Annotated in this window: 13 protein-coding genes; all 13 read right to left on the bottom strand. The window is 43.1% G+C overall.

Annotated elements, in window-relative coordinates; translation table 11 throughout:
- Positions 1-21: 21 nt before the first annotated feature.
- A complete protein-coding gene (locus tag A0125_RS10540) occupies positions 22-1,749 on the bottom strand; it encodes a TonB-dependent receptor (protein ID WP_066755508.1) in 1,728 nt (575 codons plus the stop codon).
- A 16-nt stretch (positions 1,750-1,765) separates the two neighbouring features.
- Positions 1,766-4,795, bottom strand: a complete 3,030-nt coding sequence (locus A0125_RS10535; RefSeq protein ID WP_066755506.1) for a tetratricopeptide repeat protein — start codon at positions 4,793-4,795, stop codon at positions 1,766-1,768.
- A 238-nt stretch (positions 4,796-5,033) separates the two neighbouring features.
- Positions 5,034-5,969, bottom strand: coding sequence for an aspartate carbamoyltransferase catalytic subunit (locus A0125_RS10530; protein WP_066755505.1), 936 nt, complete (start codon positions 5,967-5,969; stop codon positions 5,034-5,036).
- Positions 5,970-5,993: 24 nt separating this feature from the next.
- Positions 5,994-6,539 carry a bifunctional pyr operon transcriptional regulator/uracil phosphoribosyltransferase PyrR gene (gene pyrR / locus A0125_RS10525; protein WP_066755502.1) on the bottom strand — a complete coding sequence of 182 codons (546 nt, stop codon included), beginning with the start codon at positions 6,537-6,539 and terminating at the stop codon, positions 5,994-5,996.
- A 190-nt stretch (positions 6,540-6,729) separates the two neighbouring features.
- A complete protein-coding gene (gene ftsZ, locus A0125_RS10520) occupies positions 6,730-8,514 on the bottom strand; it encodes a cell division protein FtsZ (protein WP_066755499.1) in 1,785 nt (594 codons plus the stop codon).
- A gap of 140 nt (positions 8,515-8,654) precedes the next feature.
- Positions 8,655-10,037: a cell division protein FtsA gene (gene ftsA / locus A0125_RS10515; RefSeq protein ID WP_066755497.1), complete on the bottom strand. Its 1,383-nt coding sequence runs from the start codon at positions 10,035-10,037 to the stop codon at positions 8,655-8,657.
- Positions 10,038-10,069: 32 nt separating this feature from the next.
- Positions 10,070-10,894 carry a cell division protein FtsQ/DivIB gene (locus A0125_RS10510; RefSeq protein WP_066755493.1) on the bottom strand — a complete coding sequence of 275 codons (825 nt, stop codon included), beginning with the start codon at positions 10,892-10,894 and terminating at the stop codon, positions 10,070-10,072.
- Positions 10,887-12,242: a UDP-N-acetylmuramate--L-alanine ligase gene (murC, locus tag A0125_RS10505; protein ID WP_066755490.1), complete on the bottom strand. Its 1,356-nt coding sequence runs from the start codon at positions 12,240-12,242 to the stop codon at positions 10,887-10,889. The genes A0125_RS10510 and murC overlap by 8 nt, the downstream gene beginning before the upstream one ends.
- Positions 12,243-12,247: 5 nt before the next feature.
- On the bottom strand, positions 12,248-13,345 hold the full coding sequence (gene murG / locus A0125_RS10500) for an undecaprenyldiphospho-muramoylpentapeptide beta-N-acetylglucosaminyltransferase (protein WP_066755489.1): 1,098 nt from the start codon (positions 13,343-13,345) through the stop codon (positions 12,248-12,250).
- Between the two features lie 18 nt (positions 13,346-13,363).
- The gene (locus tag A0125_RS10495) at positions 13,364-14,569 is read right to left on the bottom strand and encodes an FtsW/RodA/SpoVE family cell cycle protein (protein WP_197464844.1); all 1,206 of its coding nucleotides are present in this window, start codon (positions 14,567-14,569) and stop codon (positions 13,364-13,366) included.
- A gap of 21 nt (positions 14,570-14,590) precedes the next feature.
- Complete coding sequence (gene murD / locus A0125_RS10490; protein ID WP_066755487.1) at positions 14,591-15,967, bottom strand: UDP-N-acetylmuramoyl-L-alanine--D-glutamate ligase; 1,377 nt, start codon at positions 15,965-15,967, stop codon at positions 14,591-14,593.
- Complete coding sequence (gene mraY, locus A0125_RS10485; RefSeq protein ID WP_066755485.1) at positions 15,968-17,212, bottom strand: phospho-N-acetylmuramoyl-pentapeptide-transferase; 1,245 nt, start codon at positions 17,210-17,212, stop codon at positions 15,968-15,970.
- Between the two features lie 7 nt (positions 17,213-17,219).
- The gene (locus tag A0125_RS10480) at positions 17,220-18,674 is read right to left on the bottom strand and encodes a UDP-N-acetylmuramoyl-L-alanyl-D-glutamate--2,6-diaminopimelate ligase (protein WP_066755483.1); all 1,455 of its coding nucleotides are present in this window, start codon (positions 18,672-18,674) and stop codon (positions 17,220-17,222) included.
- Positions 18,675-18,678 lie beyond the last annotated feature (4 nt).

The raw sequence follows: 18,678 nt of genomic DNA, 5'->3' as shown, positions 1-18,678 counted from the left end.
AAATTTAGTTCAAAGAATCAATTAAAACGAAAAATTGAGCCCACCAATCACGTTAAATCCTAATCTTGGGTAATACAAGTATCGTTGATACTCGTTATTTAACATATTATTTGCTTTCACAAAGATGCCTAATTGCTTAGTAGCTTTATATTCGGCTCCGGCACTAAGGTCCAAGAATGAAGGAATGCTCTGGACTCTAGGGGCCGTTGGATCTATCGCAACACCATCTGAATTGTACGAAAAAGTGCGTGCTGATGTCTGCCCATGAAACAATGCTTCGGCATCGATATATAATTTTTCCGAAATATTGAATCGCGCATTTGCTGTCAAACGAACATTTGGTGTATGCCAAGCTTCGGCTTGGTAAGCCATGGTGTAGTTATCGATGTTCAATCGACCACCTAAGTTAACCGCTTCCGATACTCGGATATTAATTTCGCCTTCAATACCGACGTGTTTTACTGATTCTTCTCCATCTCCATCGTATACTAGATCAAATTGGAAAGGATTAGTTACATTGTTCACAAACAAAGCCATTCCTTCTAGCTGACGGTAGAATGCTTTGGCTTTCCAACCAAATGTAGCACCCGCATTTCCCTTAATACCTCCATAGGCATGCATACGCTCGATCGTATTTTGGATGGTAATGCCCGAAGCCAAAAATGGGTTTAGCCGCGCAAATTCACGATACGGCCCTCGCTCTACTCCACCGGTAACTCCACCGAAAATATAGAAGTATTCGGGCACAAGTGAGAAATCAATTTCTGCCTTTGGAAATATATTAAAAGATGACACATCGCCAAATTCAGAAACTAAGTTGGCACCTAACTGTATGGTGTAATTAGCCCCTTTGAAACTGATGTATGGATTGGCTGACGCCACGGAGTTACTCACTCCTGATCCGCCAAGCATATTCATCGCACCTTCTACATTATTGATATCTACGGCAGCATTAACTCCGACATTAAAGGTGCGCACACGTTTATTTAAAAATCCTCCTAAGGCAAATGAATTTTCGCGTGTATCGTACCGATCCGAGAATGTGTAAGCGTCGGCTTTCAGCGAAAAACTCAAAGCATCTTCATTTTCTGGATCAAAGTTGCTCATCATTTCGCCCGTAAAATAGAGGTCATTAAAGACCTGCCCTTCGCGGGAAGGGTTTAGAGAATTGCCTTCCTGATTAACTGGAATACCATAAAAATTTGTTCCCAAACGATTGTAACCTAGTTGACCATCAATTGTCAGTGTCGGGAAAACTCGTCTACCGAAAGCTCCTACTTCTTGGCGACTGAAACGTTGATCGTCCAAACTACCTTTTTGATTCAAGTGCTTTACAAAACCACCAAAACGGATGTCTTCATAATCTTCTACTGCAAAATACGCTTCGCCTAAGATCGTCCCTAAGTTTCCAACACCAGCTTTCACATAGTTGCTGTACGTATCGCGTGAGCGGATAAACGGAGTTTCCATGATCTTCAACTCGCTCAATCCTGTATTGATATCCAATTTTTTGTCGGGAACATTGCCATATGTTAAGCGTGGCATGTATTCTCTTTTATTGGTCATATCCGGACTACGGCGAATCTTCACCGCGTCTGCTAATAATGGCCGATAGTCACGTACGATCACAAACGAATCAATGGCGACTGGTTTTTCTGTTTCTTCGCGTTGTTGAGCAGCAGCTTCAAAACTGACACCGGTAAGCATCGCTAAAAACGCTGTTTGCGTTAGTATCTTCTGAAATTTCATCTTCACTACCCTAATCTTATTTAATTTTCTGCAATAACTCCTTCGCTTCTTTGACAACGCCATCTTCATCGTTATCGTAGTTGTCGATCACGCTTTCCAAAGTTGCTTTGGCCTGGAAGTTGTCTCCTTTTCCTCTATATGCTTCTGCCATAGTGACAAAACCTTTGGCTACCCAATACTCGAATGACGAGAATTGATCTCCTATTTCCATCGCCGTTTGAATAGCTTTATCCCACTGCTTACTTTGCACTTGCTGTTTGGCAATGAGGTATCGGGCTTCTGCACCAGTCTCTGTTTTAGATTTGGCGGCAGCGGCACTCAGCTCTTTTGTCGCATCAGCAGCTTTGTTAGTTGCTTGATAGGCTTTCGCTGCGTACAAGTGTGCTTTGGCAATCTCTTCTTCTGATGATTTTTCGTAACCTTTGACAATGTTGGCATACGTTAAGGTTTCTACGTAATCATTGATGTTGAAATAACTCACCATTAGGTTGTTAATCGCCCAACCGTAATTCTCTTTGTATTCCGACGTTAGTTCTAATTTTTTGAGTACCTGAACGGCTTCATTGTACGCTTTACTTCGCAAATGCAACCGCGCCACGCTGAGCAAGGTACGCTCCGTATAAGCACTCGTCCAATCATTCATAATGATATTGAAATCGTGCAATGCTTCGGTGTCCTTACGTAATTGCGCATAACTTTCGCCGCGAATAAAACGCGCATGTTTCTCATTGATTGGTTTTGGAAACTTATCGAAGTACGCATTGACTGCTTCGACAGCTCCTTGCCAGTTACCACGGTCAAATAATGTACGTGCTACAGCGAAAGTATGCCCATCTTGCTCTGCTGTACTCAAATCTCCAATATTGGTGCTGGTCGCATAGCGAATATATCCCGAAGCATCATTCTTATCAAGATAAATATTTTCAATAGATGCTAACGATTGCTTAGCTTCGTCTGTAGTAGGATATTGACTTACCACCCGTTGGAAAGTAGCTAATGCAGCATCACGATTATCCTGATTATATTGTACCAACCCAATAGTCACCAATGCACGAGGCACATAGCTACTGCGTGGGTATTGCTCTACCATCTTTTGCAGACCAGCAATTGCTTGATCGTACTGCTCGAGCAAGAAGTATGTGTATGGAATTTCGAAAGCTACGTCGTCCGCATAATTGGAATTCGGAAACTTTTGTACCACCGAATTTAGCGTGGCAATTTTTGCTTGACTGTTGCCCTGCAAACCTTGGATAATACCGCGTTGGAATAACGCATAATCCTGACTTTGTGCACCAGAGCTAATAAGGCGATCGTAATACGACATAGCACGACCGTAGTTTTTAGTGCCAAAGTACGAATCGGCTGCGCGCGCAATCGCGTCGTTACGTGTATTGGCATCGACTCCATCGCGTGCTGCACCAGAAAGAAAACGTTCGAAGTAATTGGCTGCTGTGCTGTAATTATCGTTGCGGAAAGCCGCATAGGCTAATGCATAGTTGGCGTAATGATATACATCTGTTTTGCGTGCCGCTGGCAATTGCAAAAACTTATTGAAATTGGCCGTTGCTTCTTTGTACTTGCGCACTTCGTACATGGCTTCGGCTTTCCAATAGGTAGATAGTGCGTAGATTTCTTCGTCAAAACGATTCTCTTCCGAACGCATAAACATGGATATACCATTTTCGAAAGCACGCTCATTGTAATATTCCAAACCGCGGTAATACGTTACTTTTTGATAAGCTGCTTTTGCTTCACGGCTGCTTCGGTTGATGCCTTCTAGTACGTCTACCGCTGCGCGGTAATTTTTAGTTCCTAAAAGTACTTCGGCCAATAGCGTTTTTGCTTCTTCGCTACGTGCAGAAGATGGATAAGTGGTTAAATATTCTTGAACTGCATCTAACGCTACTTGGTGAAACTCTAATTCGTACGATAGTTTGGCATAGTTAAATAAACCTTCTTCTTTTAATTGTGGATCAAAATCTAACTTAGAAGCACGGAAAAATGCGTTACGTGCACTCTGCTTATTATTGGTTTTGATAAAAGAATCACCCAACGTAATCATGGCACTATGGTAGTAGGCATCTGGCTCGTCAAGCTTTTCTAGCTCCGCTATGGCACGCTCGTAATTCCCTAATTTGTAATTAATGTAGCCGATCTGGTAGCTATCTTGATTGTTTTGTGTGCGCCCTTGATCTGCCGCCTGAAAACGATCGTAATACTGCTTGGATTTATCCAAATCTCCTTTGATAAAATAGGTCGCCGCTACAATACGAAACATATCGGTTTCGCTTTCTTGCTTCGTGTTTTGTAAGATCGGAAGCGCGTAGGCCAGTACATCATCATAGCGCTTATCTAAGAAATAAAGCGCAGTGATATAATATGGATAACTATTTTCATAGGTTTTCGAACCTTTTAATCGCTCAAATTCATTCAGCGCAGTTTTATATTCTGCGTCGAGATAACTGAGGTAAGCATTATAATAAATAGCTGCTTCCTGATATGCGGAGTTACGATCTTTTAGATCTGCAAATACTGGTTTTGCTGCTTCATAATCTTTGGTCATGAAACGAGCGTAGGCCAACTTAAACCGGTATTCCGTATTCTCGGCTCCTGCCAAGCTTTTACTATCTATACGGGTAAACCACTCAATCGCTTTTTCAAACTCCTGCCGAGTATAATAGAATTTACCAATTTGGAAATTGGCTGCTTTGGAATTAGCGCTCGAAGGAAAATCACGAATATATTTTAAGAATAAGCTTTCTGCATTGCTTTCTTCTAATTCTAAAGCACACACCGCTTGATAATAGCGAATATTCTCCTTTAGCAAGGTTAATTCTTGTGTCTCATCTAGCTGCAACGTCGATTTTGTACGTACGCTTTCAGCACGATCAAACTGCTTTGCGGCGGAGCTAAACTTGCCACGCTCAAATAGTTCTAAGCCCGATTTGTAGGCGTTATTCACATCCTGCCAAGCCGTTTGCTGAGCCACTGCAGCTGTGCCCATTAGGCATAATGCCACACCAACTTGATATATCTTATTGTACATATAAACGAATTCTTTCTATTTATTGGATAACGTCCTTTCGTACGGTCACTTTTTCGATCAACATCTACCTGAGCATGACGTCGGTCGACAGATTCCTACAGCATACGAAAATAGAAGTTACCCTTTATGTTTTCCTCAAAAGTTATTAACATTAGTGCATAAGTATGCGTTTTAACGATACTTTAACAGATATAAGCGCAATTGCCCCGTCAAACTTGCTTATCGCAACAGGCACAATTTAGCCACGTTTGCCGGCAAGTAGGTAGAGTACGGCCATCCGTACAGCGACTCCATTTTCGACCTGATCTAAGATGATGGAATGCGAACTATCAGCTACATCCGATGTAATCTCCACCCCACGATTGATAGGACCGGGATGCATGATTACAATCTCTTTATCCAGGTTATCTAAAATTTGCTTGTTCAAACCGTACAGCATAGAATATTCGCGGAGCGAAGGAAAGTAGGCAATATCTTGCCGCTCTAATTGGATGCGCAACATATTGGCGACATCGCACCAATTTAGTGCTTTCATGAGATCATGTTCTACTTTTACACCTAGCGCGCCAATGTATTTAGGAATTAGGGTAGTTGGCCCGCACACCATTACTTCTGCACCTTGTTTTTGCAAGCAAAGAATGTTGGAAAGCGCGACTCGAGAATGCAAAACATCGCCAATAATAGCCACTTTCTTGCCCGCCAAATCTCCTAACCGCTCGCGAATGGAAAAAGAATCTAGTAGCGCTTGTGTAGGATGCTCATGCGCTCCATCACCTGCATTTACAATCTGCGCATTGATATGTCTACTCAAGAATACTCCAGCACCGGCATAAGGATGGCGCATCACGATCATATCTACTTTCATCGCCAAAATGTTGTTGACGGTATCGATCAAGGTTTCGCCTTTGCTTACTGACGAAGAGGACGCCGCAAAATTGATGGTATCAGCAGAGAGACGCTTTTCGGCCAACTCGAAAGACAACCGCGTACGGGTAGAGTTTTCGAAGAATACGTTGGCAATCGTGATATCCCGAAGTGATGGAACTTTCTTAATCGGCCGATTCAACACATCCTTGAAGTTGGACGCCGTATCCAGTATCAATTGTATATCTTGTTCGTTAAGATCTTTTATACCTAATAGGTGACGTGTACTGAGTTGTTCTGTGCTTGACATGTGCTATATGGATCTGTATTCTCTTTATTTTTCTTCTGTGATCAAAACGACGCTATCTTCCTGATCTGTCTCTTGCCAGCTCACGATGACTTTCTGCGCATCAATGGAATCGACTTGCATGCCAATGTAATCTGGCTCGATCGGTAGTTGGCGGGAGAATCTCCGATCGACGAGTACCATCAGTTCGATCTTCTTTGGCCGACCAAAAGACTGTATAGCGTCCATCGCTGACCGGATTGTACGTCCGGTCCACAAGACATCATCTACAAAAACTACGACTTTGTCATCTACCAAAAAGTCGATATCTGTACGGCTTGCTTGCAAAGGACTGGATCCTTTCATACGAAAATCATCACGATGAAAGGTGATATCTAATGCGCCTGTATGCACATGAGCACCAGAAATCGTTTTTATCTCCTGCTGAAGCCGGTTAGCCATATATGGTCCGCGAGGTTGTACTCCGATGATAACGGTATCGCTAAAATCACCGTGATTCTCAATAAGCTGTTGACACAGACGTTTGAGTGTAATCTCAAACCTAGGTCCATTTAAAAGCAAAGATTGTTTCATATGTATATGCTCGTCTTGCACCTTGCAATAAACTCTTGATTTTATTGCAAGGTGCGATAGGTTCAAGAGCTATTTGTATGCGAATTTGTTCAGGCAAAATTAGCCATTTTTTTAAAAAGACCACATGGTCTTTGGATATACAAAAACAGCTTCGGTAAGGAAGCTGTTTATTCTATTTTAAAAATGATTACTAATCGACGTTGTCGTGTAGAAATGAATTGTTCGGTCTGATTTCAGTTTCACCACTATCGAATGATAAAGTAAAACGAGATACTTGCGATTGCGAAGAGTGTGGTACGTCGTCCAACGATTTTTGCTTTCTCTTATATGCAGGTTCATTTTCCATTTCTTGAAGACCGTTTGTAGAACGCAGTTTCATGCTCAATTCTTTTAAGCGAAGGATACGCTCTTTGGTTTTCATCAATTGATCTTCGAAATTAGCTTCTTCGGCTTTAGCATCTTCTAATGCTGATGGCACAGGAGCTGCTGCACTACTCGGTGCTGCGAAGTTATTGGCAGGTTGCTGGTATGCAGCTTGCGAATGTTCTTGAGATCCTAATGCTTGTGGTTGCTGGTATGAATCAAAAACCGTAGGCACTTTGAACTCAAACATCGAAGGCGATGTTTTTAGTTCAAAACCGTGTGTATCTTGCGGCTCTTGCTCTTGTTCTTCCTGCTCATTCAGATCCAAGGTATGACGCACTACGTGCGCTTCATGATCTGCACTGCGTGAAGAAGGTTGCGTTTGTGGCTGTTGTACCGCTGAAGGTTGGGTTAGCGGCGCAGAAGAAAATGATCTATTGATCGAGTTAGCCGTAAATAAATCTGTCTGTTGGATAGGCTGCTCGAATGCTGCGTTTGTAACACCTACTGGTTTTACCACTGGCTCAGCATGACTTGGCCTGTCCGAAAACTGATTTTGAGAAACGGGTTTCACGAAAGCTGATTTAGACTCTTCTGGTGTTAAGCGGTGTGCAATTTTTTCTTTTTCCTTATCCTTGACCCGTTCTTCCGTAGTTTGGAATCCCGTTGCGATGATAGTAACCGACAAATCGTCACCCATATTATCATCAATACAGTTACCCCAGATTAGGTCGGCTGATAAGCCCGCTTTTTCTTGAATATAATCGGTAATGATCGATACTTCATCCATCGTTACTTCTTTAGATCCAGAAGTGATATTTAATAAGATATAGCGTGCTCCTTCAATTTCATTATCTTTCAACAATGGTGATGCCAAGGCTCCTGTAACGGCTTGCAATGCGCGGTCATCGCCGTTAGCAACTGCATTACCCATGATAGCAACACCACTATCATTCATCACCGTGCGCACATCTTTAAAATCCACGTTGACATAACCTGGGATAGTAATGATCTCAGCTATACCTTTGGCTGCAGTGGTTAAAATGTCATCCGCTTTTGCGAATGCAGCAGTCATGGTTAGGTTGCCAAATATTTCACGTAATCTATCGTTGGAAATAACCAAATAAGAATCGACGTATTTGCGCAACTCACCCAAACCTTCTTCGGCTTGAGATTTACGACGCTTGCCTTCAAAAGTGAATGGTGTAGTAATGATGGCAACGGTTAATATGCCCATCTCTTTAGCCGCTTTGGCTAAAACAGGACTTGCACCAGTACCAGTTCCTCCACCCATACCTGCTGTAATAAACAACATCTTGGTATTCGTACCCAACATGCGTTTGATATCTTCGATACTTTCTATCGCGGAGTTTTCGCCTACATCAGGATCTGCTCCTGCACCCATTCCTTCGGTTAAGCTTGCGCCTAACTGGACTTTATTGGGTATTGGACTCAACTCCAATGCTTGTGCATCCGTATTACATATAATAAAATCAACTCCACTAATTCCAGCTTTATACATGTGGTTTACGGCATTACCACCACCGCCACCTACACCAACTACTTTGATGATAGACGACTGCTCTTTTAACATTTCAAATTGTATCGACATATCTAATACCTATTATACTTTAAATCAACCTGTTGCAACGATGAATTTAACCCTCTAATTCTAACGTAATATTAACAAATTATCCACAAGAGTTTTCCACATTTGTCAATTTGTGGAAAAAAGAGACGGTTGTTAATAAATTACTTTTTCCCAATAAAACTATCATCGTCAATATCTTCCCCATCGGTAATCCAATTGCCTAAAATACGCGTGAGCCAACCTTCTTTTCTGCCTTGGTCGCTCGCGATATCGCTTACTTTAATACTGGATTTTGCGCGGGAACTAGCCCCTACTTTTGCTTCTTTTTCGAGTTCTCTTTTCTCACCTTCTTCAATTTCTTGAATTCCTTTGATCAAAAGGCCAATACCGGTCGCATAAAGCGGACTTTTCAATTCGTCAAATGCTTGCTTGTTTAGCATATCTGTCTTTGCTAAGTACTCATTTGGATAGCCAATACGACAGTCAATGCCGGTGACATATTCTACCAACTGCACTAAGTGCTTTAGCTGTGCACCACCTCCAGTAATAACGATACCAGCAATTAATCGATCTTCGTAACCTGAAGCTTTGATCTCATAATGCACGTGCTCAATGATTTCTTCCATACGAGCCTGGATGATGTATGCCAGATTTTTGACAGAGATTTCTTTGGCTTCGCGACCACGGATACCAGGTACACAGATCACCTCGTTCTCCTTATTCTCATCGGCCAATGCGGAGCCATAGCGTACTTTCAGTTGCTCTGCTTGATTGCGCAATACCGAACATCCTTGACGGATATCTTCGGTCACGATATTACCACCTAGTGGAATAACCGCCGTATGACGAATAATTCCTTCGTGGAAGATGGCCACATCTGTGGTACCACCACCAATATCGACCAATACTACGCCAGCCGTTTTTTCCTCTTCATCTAACACAGCTTCAGATGATGCCAATGGCTCAAGGATCAATTCAGATACTTCCAAATCGGAGTTATCGACACAACGTTTGATATTTTTAATATCAGTGACGCGGCCTGAGATAATGTGGAAGTTGGCTTCTACACGACGACCCGCCATCCCGATCGGTTCTTTGATACCGGGCTCGTTATCGATCGTAAATTCTTGCGGAAGCACATGGATAATTTCTTCGCCCGGAGGCAACACTAATTTGTACATATCGGAGATAAGACGTTGCACATCTTCGCGTCCGATTTCGTCATCGTCGTTACGCGTCACAATACCGCGATGTTGTATACTTTTAATATGTTGACCGGCGATCCCTACGCTTACGACCTTGATATCGACATTCGACTGCCCTTCGGCGATCGAGACGGCTTCACGAATGCTGTCTACCGTTTTTTGAATATTAGCCACCACGCCGCGACTAACTCCGGCAGACTCGGCTTTGCCGACGCCCAGTAATTCGACCTTGGTATTGCCACTGCGACGCCCCACTGTGACACAAATTTTGGTCGTACCGATATCCAACCCAACGACGATTGGATTTTCTTTTTCGAGTTCTGTAAATTTTGGTTTCATATGCTGTGTATTTGCTGTGTTATTCTTCGGTATTAATTATTCATTTTCATTTGCAGGCTATCGATAAACCAGTCGCCATGTCTTTCGCAGATAATCTGATCGGCATATTTGACGTTGACTTTGCTGTATGCTTCGGTGCCTACTCTTGGTAAGATTGTCTGATAAAATACTTCTAGCCTACGCAATTTGTCGTCTAGATCGGAAGCATTGCCTAAGATCAAATCTTGCTCTCCCACGCGAGGTACTAACTCAATATCGCCGCTTTCATTAACGTAAAGCTGTACTACTTGATTGCTCCATAATTCACTCGTACTGATATGTCGTACAATCTCTACCAAATCTTCTACTACTTGCGACTCGACTACTTCGAGCGGCTTGCCAAACGATTCTCGGATATTGCCATTCGCCACGATGGTATGTGGTACATATTTAAGCGTAGTTGGGATCTTCTTTCCTTCGGTATCTACATAAAATTCTTGACCTACACGATTAATTACGCGAAGTAGTATGGCGCGCTGTTGCACCGACACCTTCATCACCCCATTGATATCCACATGGATATCTGCACCGGATACGTATGGCAATGCTTTCAACGATGCTTCAATTTTCTGTAGCGGAATATCCAAAAGTTGTCGGCCTACGACAGTACCGTATTGCTGCTCAATTATCGCTGTGATATCGGCCTGATCGATAAAAGTTTCTTTGCCTTCAACCATAATCTGTAAAGCGGTGCACGATTGCGCCGCGTCCTTTTTGGCTACCAAACCCATCAACATAATGACGCCCACGAAAGCTGCCGATCCGAGTGTTATCGAACCGATTAAGCGCCATGGAATGTTTTTGAGCCAATTAAGCATGAGTCAATACTTGTTTTAATGGTTTTACTAAACGATCAATATCACCTGCTCCTACCGTCACGATCAGTTCTGGACGATTCGTTTCGACCGTATCCAATATGTCTTGCGCCGTCATGATGTGTTTATCATCCAATGCAATCTTTTCCAGCAACCATTGCGAATTCACACCCTCGATTGGTTGCTCGCGCGCCGGATAAATTTCCATTAGATACAGCGTATCGGCCAACCCAAGCACTTCTGCGAATCCGTCGATAAAATCACGCGTCCGCGTGAACAAGTGCGGCTGAAATATGACCGTCAGCTTTTTTGTAGGATATAGCTTGCGCATCGATGTTAAAAAAGCACGCAACTCCTCAGGATGGTGCGCATAATCATCGATATATACAGCATCATCCTGTCTTAAGATATATTCAAAACGTCTTTTTGCTCCCTGAAATGATCCTAAAGCGGCGATGATCTTTTCGCCGCTAATGCCTAGCAAATTTGCGACCGTAATTGCCGAAACTGCATTTTCTATGTTATGTAATCCAGGAATTCCTAACCGAATATCTTTGAGCGTTAAATTTTCTGAGTAATAGTCAAAATAAAACTCGCCATTTTTGATCTGAATATGATCGGCATACGCGTCTGCTAAACCTGCATTGGCATATGAGATATCGCCCGCAAATGGCAATCCTTTTTTGATGATCTTCGTACCGCCAGCCACCACGCGATCTAAAAACAGTTGAAACGATTCCACTAGTTGCGATGCATCACCGTAAATATCAAGATGGTCAGCATCTGCCGAGGTGACAATCGCAATATTAGGATGCAGGGTCAAGAAAGAGCGATCGAATTCATCCGCTTCTACGACAACCGTATTATTATCACCGTATAATACGTTGCTCTGATAATTGGTACTAATACCTCCTAAAAATGCGGAGCAATCGTATCCAGAATCTTTGAGCACGTGGGCAATCATGGTCGACGTAGTCGTTTTGCCATGTGTACCTGCTACCGCAATGGTGAATCGACTGGCGCTAATAAAACCTAGTACCTGCGAACGCTTAAACAAGGTAAATCCACGTTCGATCAATGTATTTTTCAAGGTCAAATCTGCTGGTACGGCTGGCGTAAAAATGATCAATGTTTCTTCATTTGGCGTAGCCAAATGATCGGGCAATTCGCGAACATCATCGCGATAAGACACCGCGATACCTTCTTCGACCAAAGCCTTGGTCAAATCGGTTTCTGTCTTGTCGTAACCGGATACAACACAGCCTAAATGTTGGAAATAGCGCGCTAGACCACTCATGCCGATGCCGCCAATACCCAATAAATAAACTGTTCTTATTTGATCGATGTTCATACCCGTTACTTTATCATTTTTAAAACCTCTTGTGCGATTACTACATCGGCTTCCAACAAGGCCATCTTTTTTATATTTTCGCCCAACTCATAGGCTGTCGCTTCATCCTCGATTAATTGGATCAATTCATTGATCAAATGCATTCGTGCGGTCAGGTCATTGACCATAATAGCCGCTTTGTGTTCTGCAAGCGCCAACGCATTTTTGGTCTGATGATCGTCTGACACGTTTGGCGATGGCACTAAGATCACAGGCTTGCCGACCACGGCCAATTCCGATATCGTACCAGCTCCTGCACGGGCAATAATAAAATCTGCCGCAGCGTATGCATAATCCATGCGCTCCAAAAATGGCATGAGCTTCACGCTGTCCGTTAGCTTATCTTTTAATTCTTCCGACAATTTATCGTAGTAATAACTACCACACTGCCAGACAATTTGTATGTTGCTATCTAAGAGTCGATCCAAGCCCTCAGCTACGCAGTCGTTTAGCGTTTTTGCACCAAGGCTTCCGCCTGTAATGAGTACCGTTTTCTTCGTAGCATCAAGCGCGAAGGCGTTTAATGCTTCTTCGCGTTTACCGTCGATTTGTACCGACGAACGGCGAATTGGATTTCCAGTGATCATGATTTTTTCGGCCGGAAAAAATCGCTCCATATTATCGTAAGCCACGCAAACACGTTTGGCTTTTTTACCCAATCTTTTATTGGTCAAGCCGGCATAAGAATTCTGCTCTTGAATCAAGGTAGGAATGCCCATCATATTGGCCACAAGTAATAATGGGCCAGAAGCATATCCGCCAACACCAACGGCAGCCTGCGCGCCGAACTGGCGAATGATTTTCCGTGCCTTCCACATGCTAGCAATCAGTCGAAACGGTAATACCAAATTCTTTAGCATGGATTGGCGATTGAAACCTTGAATATCCAACCCCACGATCTCGTAACCTGCGGCAGGTACGCGATCCATTTCCATTTTACCATTGGCACCCACAAATAGAATCTCCACGTCGGGCTGCAACTGCCGAAGAGCATTTGCAATAGCAATTGCCGGAAAGATATGACCTCCCGTGCCTCCACCGCTTATGATTACTTTGTTTGCCATTTGATCAACCTAATTCAATTATATGGTGCCGACCACCACACGACGTGGTTTTACGACGTCATTTAATTCTTCTTTTCCTTTCAACTCTTCTACATTGCGACTCACACTGAGTATAATTCCCAGTGCAACGCTCGTAAATAGAATAGATGTTCCTCCCATACTTACCAATGGCAATGGAACTCCCGTTACTGGACCTAAACCGACGGCAACTGCCATATTCGCCAATGCCTGAATCGTTAAACTAAAACCTAAACCTGCCGCTAAGAACGCACCAAAAGCACGTGGACTTAGGGTCACGATTCGGATAATTCGATACATTAATGCCAAGTATAGACTGAGCAATACAAAACCACCTACCGTACCGTATTCTTCTATAATGATGGCAAAGATAAAATCGGAATATGGATGTGGAAGTACATTGCGCTGCACACTATTTCCCCAACCTTTGCCAAAAAATCCGCCTGTCGCGATCGCAATTTTTGAATTATTCGCTTGGAAATTTTTATCTTCTTGAAATGGCACCGCTCCAGATCCATCGATCGTTTCTTCGGTATGAAAAAATCCTTCGATCCGACTCATGTATGTGGCACGACGTGGGCCGAGAAATGCAACAAGCATTAATAGTATACCACATCCGATGCATACAATAGAGATCTGCTTAAAGGATATACGGCCGATCAGCAATAACAAAACGCTCACACTAAATAACATCACTGCGGTCGACATATTTGCTACTGCGATGAGTACAAATACGGCACATACGGCACCCATAATTGGTACAAAAGATTTTTTAACGTCTTTGATATCTTCTTGCTTGCGCGACAACATGCGCGCCAGGAAAGTAATCAGCGCCAACTTGGCTAAATCCGACGTTTGGAAAGATTGATTGATCACTGGAATGGTCAACCAACGATTGGCCTGATTGATGGAATCTCCAAATATCAGTGTAGCCAGCAGCAGCGGTATTGTAATAATCATCAACATCTTGGATATACCCGCATAATACCGATAATCCAGTTTGTGCGACAGATACATCAATACCAGTCCGACAGCAATGATCGCAAAATGCTTGAACAGATATAATTCAGTGCCTTTACCCTCTTTGTAGGCTAAAGTGCCGACCGAGCTGTATACCGCCAACAGAGACCAACCAGACAGGATAAGTACGATTATCCAGATCCATTTGTCTCCTTTGAGTTTTGAAAAAATCTGTTCTATAGTCATAATCTATAATGCTATTATTCCCTAAAGTGCCATCACGGCTTCTTTGAACTGATCTCCACGATCTTCGTAGTTCTTAAACCAATCGAAACTGGCGCACGCTGGCGACAACAATACTGTATCACCTTTCTTCGCGATATGTGATGCGATTTCCACTGCATCACCCATCGAAGCACTGTTCACAATGACATCCGTATCGGACTCAAATGCTTCGTGAATACGACCATTGTGTTTACCAATACAGATGATGGCTTTGACCTTGCTTTTTACCAGATCGCGCAACATATCGTAATCATTCCCTTTATCAACACCACCCATAATCAACACGATATCTGGCGAGAAACTTTCTAAAGCATACCAGACGGAATTGACATTGGTCGCTTTGGAATCGTTGATGTAGGTAACGCCACCAATACACGCCACGTGCTCCAAACGATGCGCAATATTGACATAGGATTGCATGCTTTCCTTCATCACACTATTGCGCAATTGCTGCGCTTTAGCGGCTAATCCAGCAGCAGAATTGTTGTATACATTGTGCTTTCCCTGGAGTGATAGTTCTTCAATATTCATCGTAAATGGTTCCCGTTTAGGTATGTTAATAATCAAGTTTCTTTGTTCGTCTATAAATGCGCCTTGTAGCAGCGCAGTATCCACTTGCGTGAATGGCAAGGACATCGCAGGCGACTGATGCCGCGCCAATCCTTTGGTAATTTCTTCGTCGTCGGCGCAGTAGATAAAATAATCTTCCTCCTGCTGATTTTGAATGATGCGGAATTTTGAATCCACATAGGCATTCATATCATAGTTGTACCTATCCAGATGATCCGGAGTGATATTAAGCAGGATCGCAATGTGAGCACGAAAATGATACATATCATCGAGCATAAAACTCGACAGCTCCAATACATACACATCCCGTTGTTCGCGCGCAACTTGCAGCGCAAAGCTTTGGCCGATATTGCCTGCTACACCAACATTCAATCCCGCATGGCGAAAGATTTCGTAGGTCAGCATCGTGGTGGTCGATTTGCCGTTAGACCCTGTAATGCAGCAAAGCGTTGCATCGGTATATTGAGCCGCAAATTCAATTTCCGAAATCACCGGAATGGCAGTTTTACGCAATTGCTGCATCAGCGGCGCCGTCTCTGGAATGCCCGGACTTTTGATAATCAGATTGGCATTCAAGATCGCTGATTCGGTATGCTTCCCTTCTTCGAAGGCGATCGCTTCTTGTATTAGCGTCGTTTTGAAATGATCAGCCAACAAAGCCATATCTGATACAAACACATCAAAGCCTTTATCCTTCGCCAGGATAGCAGCACCCACACCGCTCTCACCGCCACCTAAGATGACGACACGACCGCTTTGCGGATAATGGTTATGTTCGATATTTGGCATCTAACGTATTTTTAAAGTTACGATGGTCAAAATGGCCAACATGATGGATACAATCACAAAACGCGTCACGATCTTCGATTCGTGATAGCCTTTCTTCTGATAATGGTGATGCAATGGCGACATCAAAAAGATGCGTCGACCTTCACCAAATTTCTTTTTCGTGTATTTGAAATACGACACCTGCATGATGACCGAAAGGTTCTCAATTAGGAAAACGCCGCATAAGATCGGAATCAACAATTCTTTGCGGATCAAAATGGCAAATGCGGCAATGATACCACCAATCGTCAAACTTCCGGTATCACCCATAAATACTTGCGCTGGATACGCATTGTACCACAAAAATCCGGTACAAGCTCCTATAAAAGCTCCTGCAAAAATCACGAGCTCACCACTATTCGGGATATACATGATATTGAGGTAATCCGAGAAAATTACGTTACCAGAAACGTAGGCAAGTATCGCTAATGTAATTCCCATAATGGCCGACGTGCCAGTGGCCAATCCATCAATCCCGTCCGTGATATTCGCTCCATTGGAAACTGCCGTGACGATGAACACAATCACCAGCAAGGTCATTCCAAACGTAATCCATGTACCTGAAATCCCTAAAAAGCTCAGCGATTTGGCATAATCGAACTCATTGTTTTTATAAAAAGGAATATTGGTTTTGCTGGACTTCACATCTTCCACATACGTTTTCTCGCCTGTGGATGGATTGATCACAACCGAAACGGGTACCGAATAAGAAGGATTAGTCACTTGCTCACGTACCACAATACTCGGATGAAAATACATGGTAACAGCAATGAAAACTCCCAAACCAATCTGGCCAATCACTTTAAACCGACCAGCTAGTCCTTCTTTATTTTTGCGAAATACTTTAATATAATCGTCTAAGAAGCCAATAGCTCCCATCCACAATGTGGTAATGATCAGCACGATCACATAAATATTATCTAGCTTAGCAAATAGTAACGTTGGGATTAAGATGCCCGCAATGATAATCAGACCGCCCATAGTCGGTGTCCCCTGCTTTTGCTTCTCGCCTTCCAGACCTAGATCACGCACTGTCTCGCCCACTTGCTTACGGTGCAGCAAACGGATTAGTCTACTACCAAATACGGTGGTAATGATCAACGAGACGATTACCGCCATGGCCGTACGGAAGGAGATATACTGGAACAATCCTGCGCCAGGAATGTGCATATGCTCGTTTAACCAGGTAAATAAATAATATAACATCCCTCTTTTATTGCTCGTTAAATGCGTTTGCTAATTGTTCCTTATCATCAAAATGATGCTTCACACCATTAATGTCTTGATATTTCTCGTGCCCTTTGCCCGCCACCACAATGATATCGCCTGGCTGCGCCAAATGACAAGCCGCACGAATCGCTTCTTTGCGATCCGAAATACTGAAAACGCCTTTGCGCTTATCCGCCGGGATACCAACTTCCATTTCTCGAATAATCTGCAAGGGATCTTCGCTTCGCGGATTATCGGAAGTAAGGATTACGGTATCGCTTTTTAGCACCGCAACCTTAGCCATCGTAGGTCTTTTTGTTTTATCACGATCACCGCCACACCCGATAACGGTAATGATTTGTTGCCCCGCTTGGCGAAGAGTAGCTACGGTTTCTAACACATTTTCGACCGCATCCGGCGTATGCGCGTAATCGACAATACCAATTTTACCTTCCGGTGAATGAATAGCTTCGAATCTTCCTTCGGCTCCTACGATATTGCTGATGGCGGTCAATACTTTCATAGTTTCTTGCTCTAGCAGTATGGCAGCCCCGTACACAGCAAGTAAGTTATAAGCATTGAAATGACCCACCAACTTCACCCATACATCCTGTCCATCCAAATGCAATAGCATGCCGTCGAAATGACTTTCTATGATACGCATTTTGAAATCTGCCAAACCTTTTAAAGCATAGGTCTTTTGATAAGCTACTGTATTCTGTAGCATAACGCTACCATTGCGATCATCGGCATTGCTCAAGGCAAAAGCATCGCGATCTAGGTCATCAAAGAATTTCTTTTTGGCCTTAATGTAGTTATCGAAGGTTTCGTGGAAATCTAAGTGATCGTGCGTAATGTTAGTGAATATGCCTCCTGCAAAACGCAATCCTGCAATGCGTTGTTGCACCACAGCATGCGAGCTCACTTCCATGAAGCAATAGTCACATCCTTCGTTGACCATATCCCGCAATAGTTTATTAAGCGAAATCGGATCCAATGTCGTATGTGTTGTAGGGATAACACGACCAGAAATACGATTTTCAACCGTAGATAATAAGCCAACTTGGTAGCTCATTCCAATGAATAGATTGTATAATAATGTGGCAACAGTAGTTTTACCATTCGTACCCGTCACCCCTACCAGCTTCAGTTGATGTGAAGGATTATCATAAAAATTAGCCGCTACTAAACCCAAAGCGTATGAAGAATCGTCTACTAGAATATAAGTGATGCCTTCATGTACGTTTTCAGGCCAATCTTCAACTAATAGTGCAATCGCACCCAGCTCAATCGCCTTTTGCAAATACAAGTGCCCATCGGTATGGCTTCCCCGAATTGCGATAAACAGATTGCCATCTACGATTGCGCGAGAATCAAAGCACAGGCCAGTCACCTCGATATCGAGTGGTCCTTTATATTCCTTTACCGGAACAGCATGAAGTAGATTTTTCAATATCATACAA

Source organism: Sphingobacterium populi (assembly GCF_001586775.1).
In the GTDB taxonomy this organism is placed as follows: Bacteria; Bacteroidota; Bacteroidia; order Sphingobacteriales; family Sphingobacteriaceae; genus Sphingobacterium; species Sphingobacterium populi.
Note: the sequence above shows the minus strand (reverse complement) of the source record. Positions and strands in the feature narration are given on the sequence as shown.

Bases quoted from the DNA above. Each gene is read 5' to 3' on its own strand.
- murC (WP_066755490.1), bottom strand. From the start codon at position 12,242: ATGAACATCGATCAAATAAGAACAGTTTATTTATTGGGTATTGGCGGC.
- murD (WP_066755487.1), bottom strand. From the start codon at position 15,967: ATGCCAAATATCGAACATAACCATTATCCGCAAAGCGGTCGTGTCGTC.
- A0125_RS10530 (WP_066755505.1), bottom strand. From the start codon at position 5,969: ATGTCAAGCACAGAACAACTCAGTACACGTCACCTATTAGGTATAAAA.
- murG (WP_066755489.1), bottom strand. From the start codon at position 13,345: ATGGCAAACAAAGTAATCATAAGCGGTGGAGGCACGGGAGGTCATATC.
- pyrR (WP_066755502.1), bottom strand. From the start codon at position 6,539: ATGAAACAATCTTTGCTTTTAAATGGACCTAGGTTTGAGATTACACTC.
- A0125_RS10480 (WP_066755483.1), bottom strand. From the start codon at position 18,674: ATGATATTGAAAAATCTACTTCATGCTGTTCCGGTAAAGGAATATAAA.
- ftsA (WP_066755497.1), bottom strand. From the start codon at position 10,037: ATGAAACCAAAATTTACAGAACTCGAAAAAGAAAATCCAATCGTCGTT.
- A0125_RS10510 (WP_066755493.1), bottom strand. From the start codon at position 10,894: ATGCTTAATTGGCTCAAAAACATTCCATGGCGCTTAATCGGTTCGATA.
- A0125_RS10535 (WP_066755506.1), bottom strand. From the start codon at position 4,795: ATGTACAATAAGATATATCAAGTTGGTGTGGCATTATGCCTAATGGGC.
- A0125_RS10495 (WP_197464844.1), bottom strand. From the start codon at position 14,569: ATGACTATAGAACAGATTTTTTCAAAACTCAAAGGAGACAAATGGATC.
- mraY (WP_066755485.1), bottom strand. From the start codon at position 17,212: ATGTTATATTATTTATTTACCTGGTTAAACGAGCATATGCACATTCCT.
- ftsZ (WP_066755499.1), bottom strand. From the start codon at position 8,514: ATGTCGATACAATTTGAAATGTTAAAAGAGCAGTCGTCTATCATCAAA.
- A0125_RS10540 (WP_066755508.1), bottom strand. From the start codon at position 1,749: ATGAAATTTCAGAAGATACTAACGCAAACAGCGTTTTTAGCGATGCTT.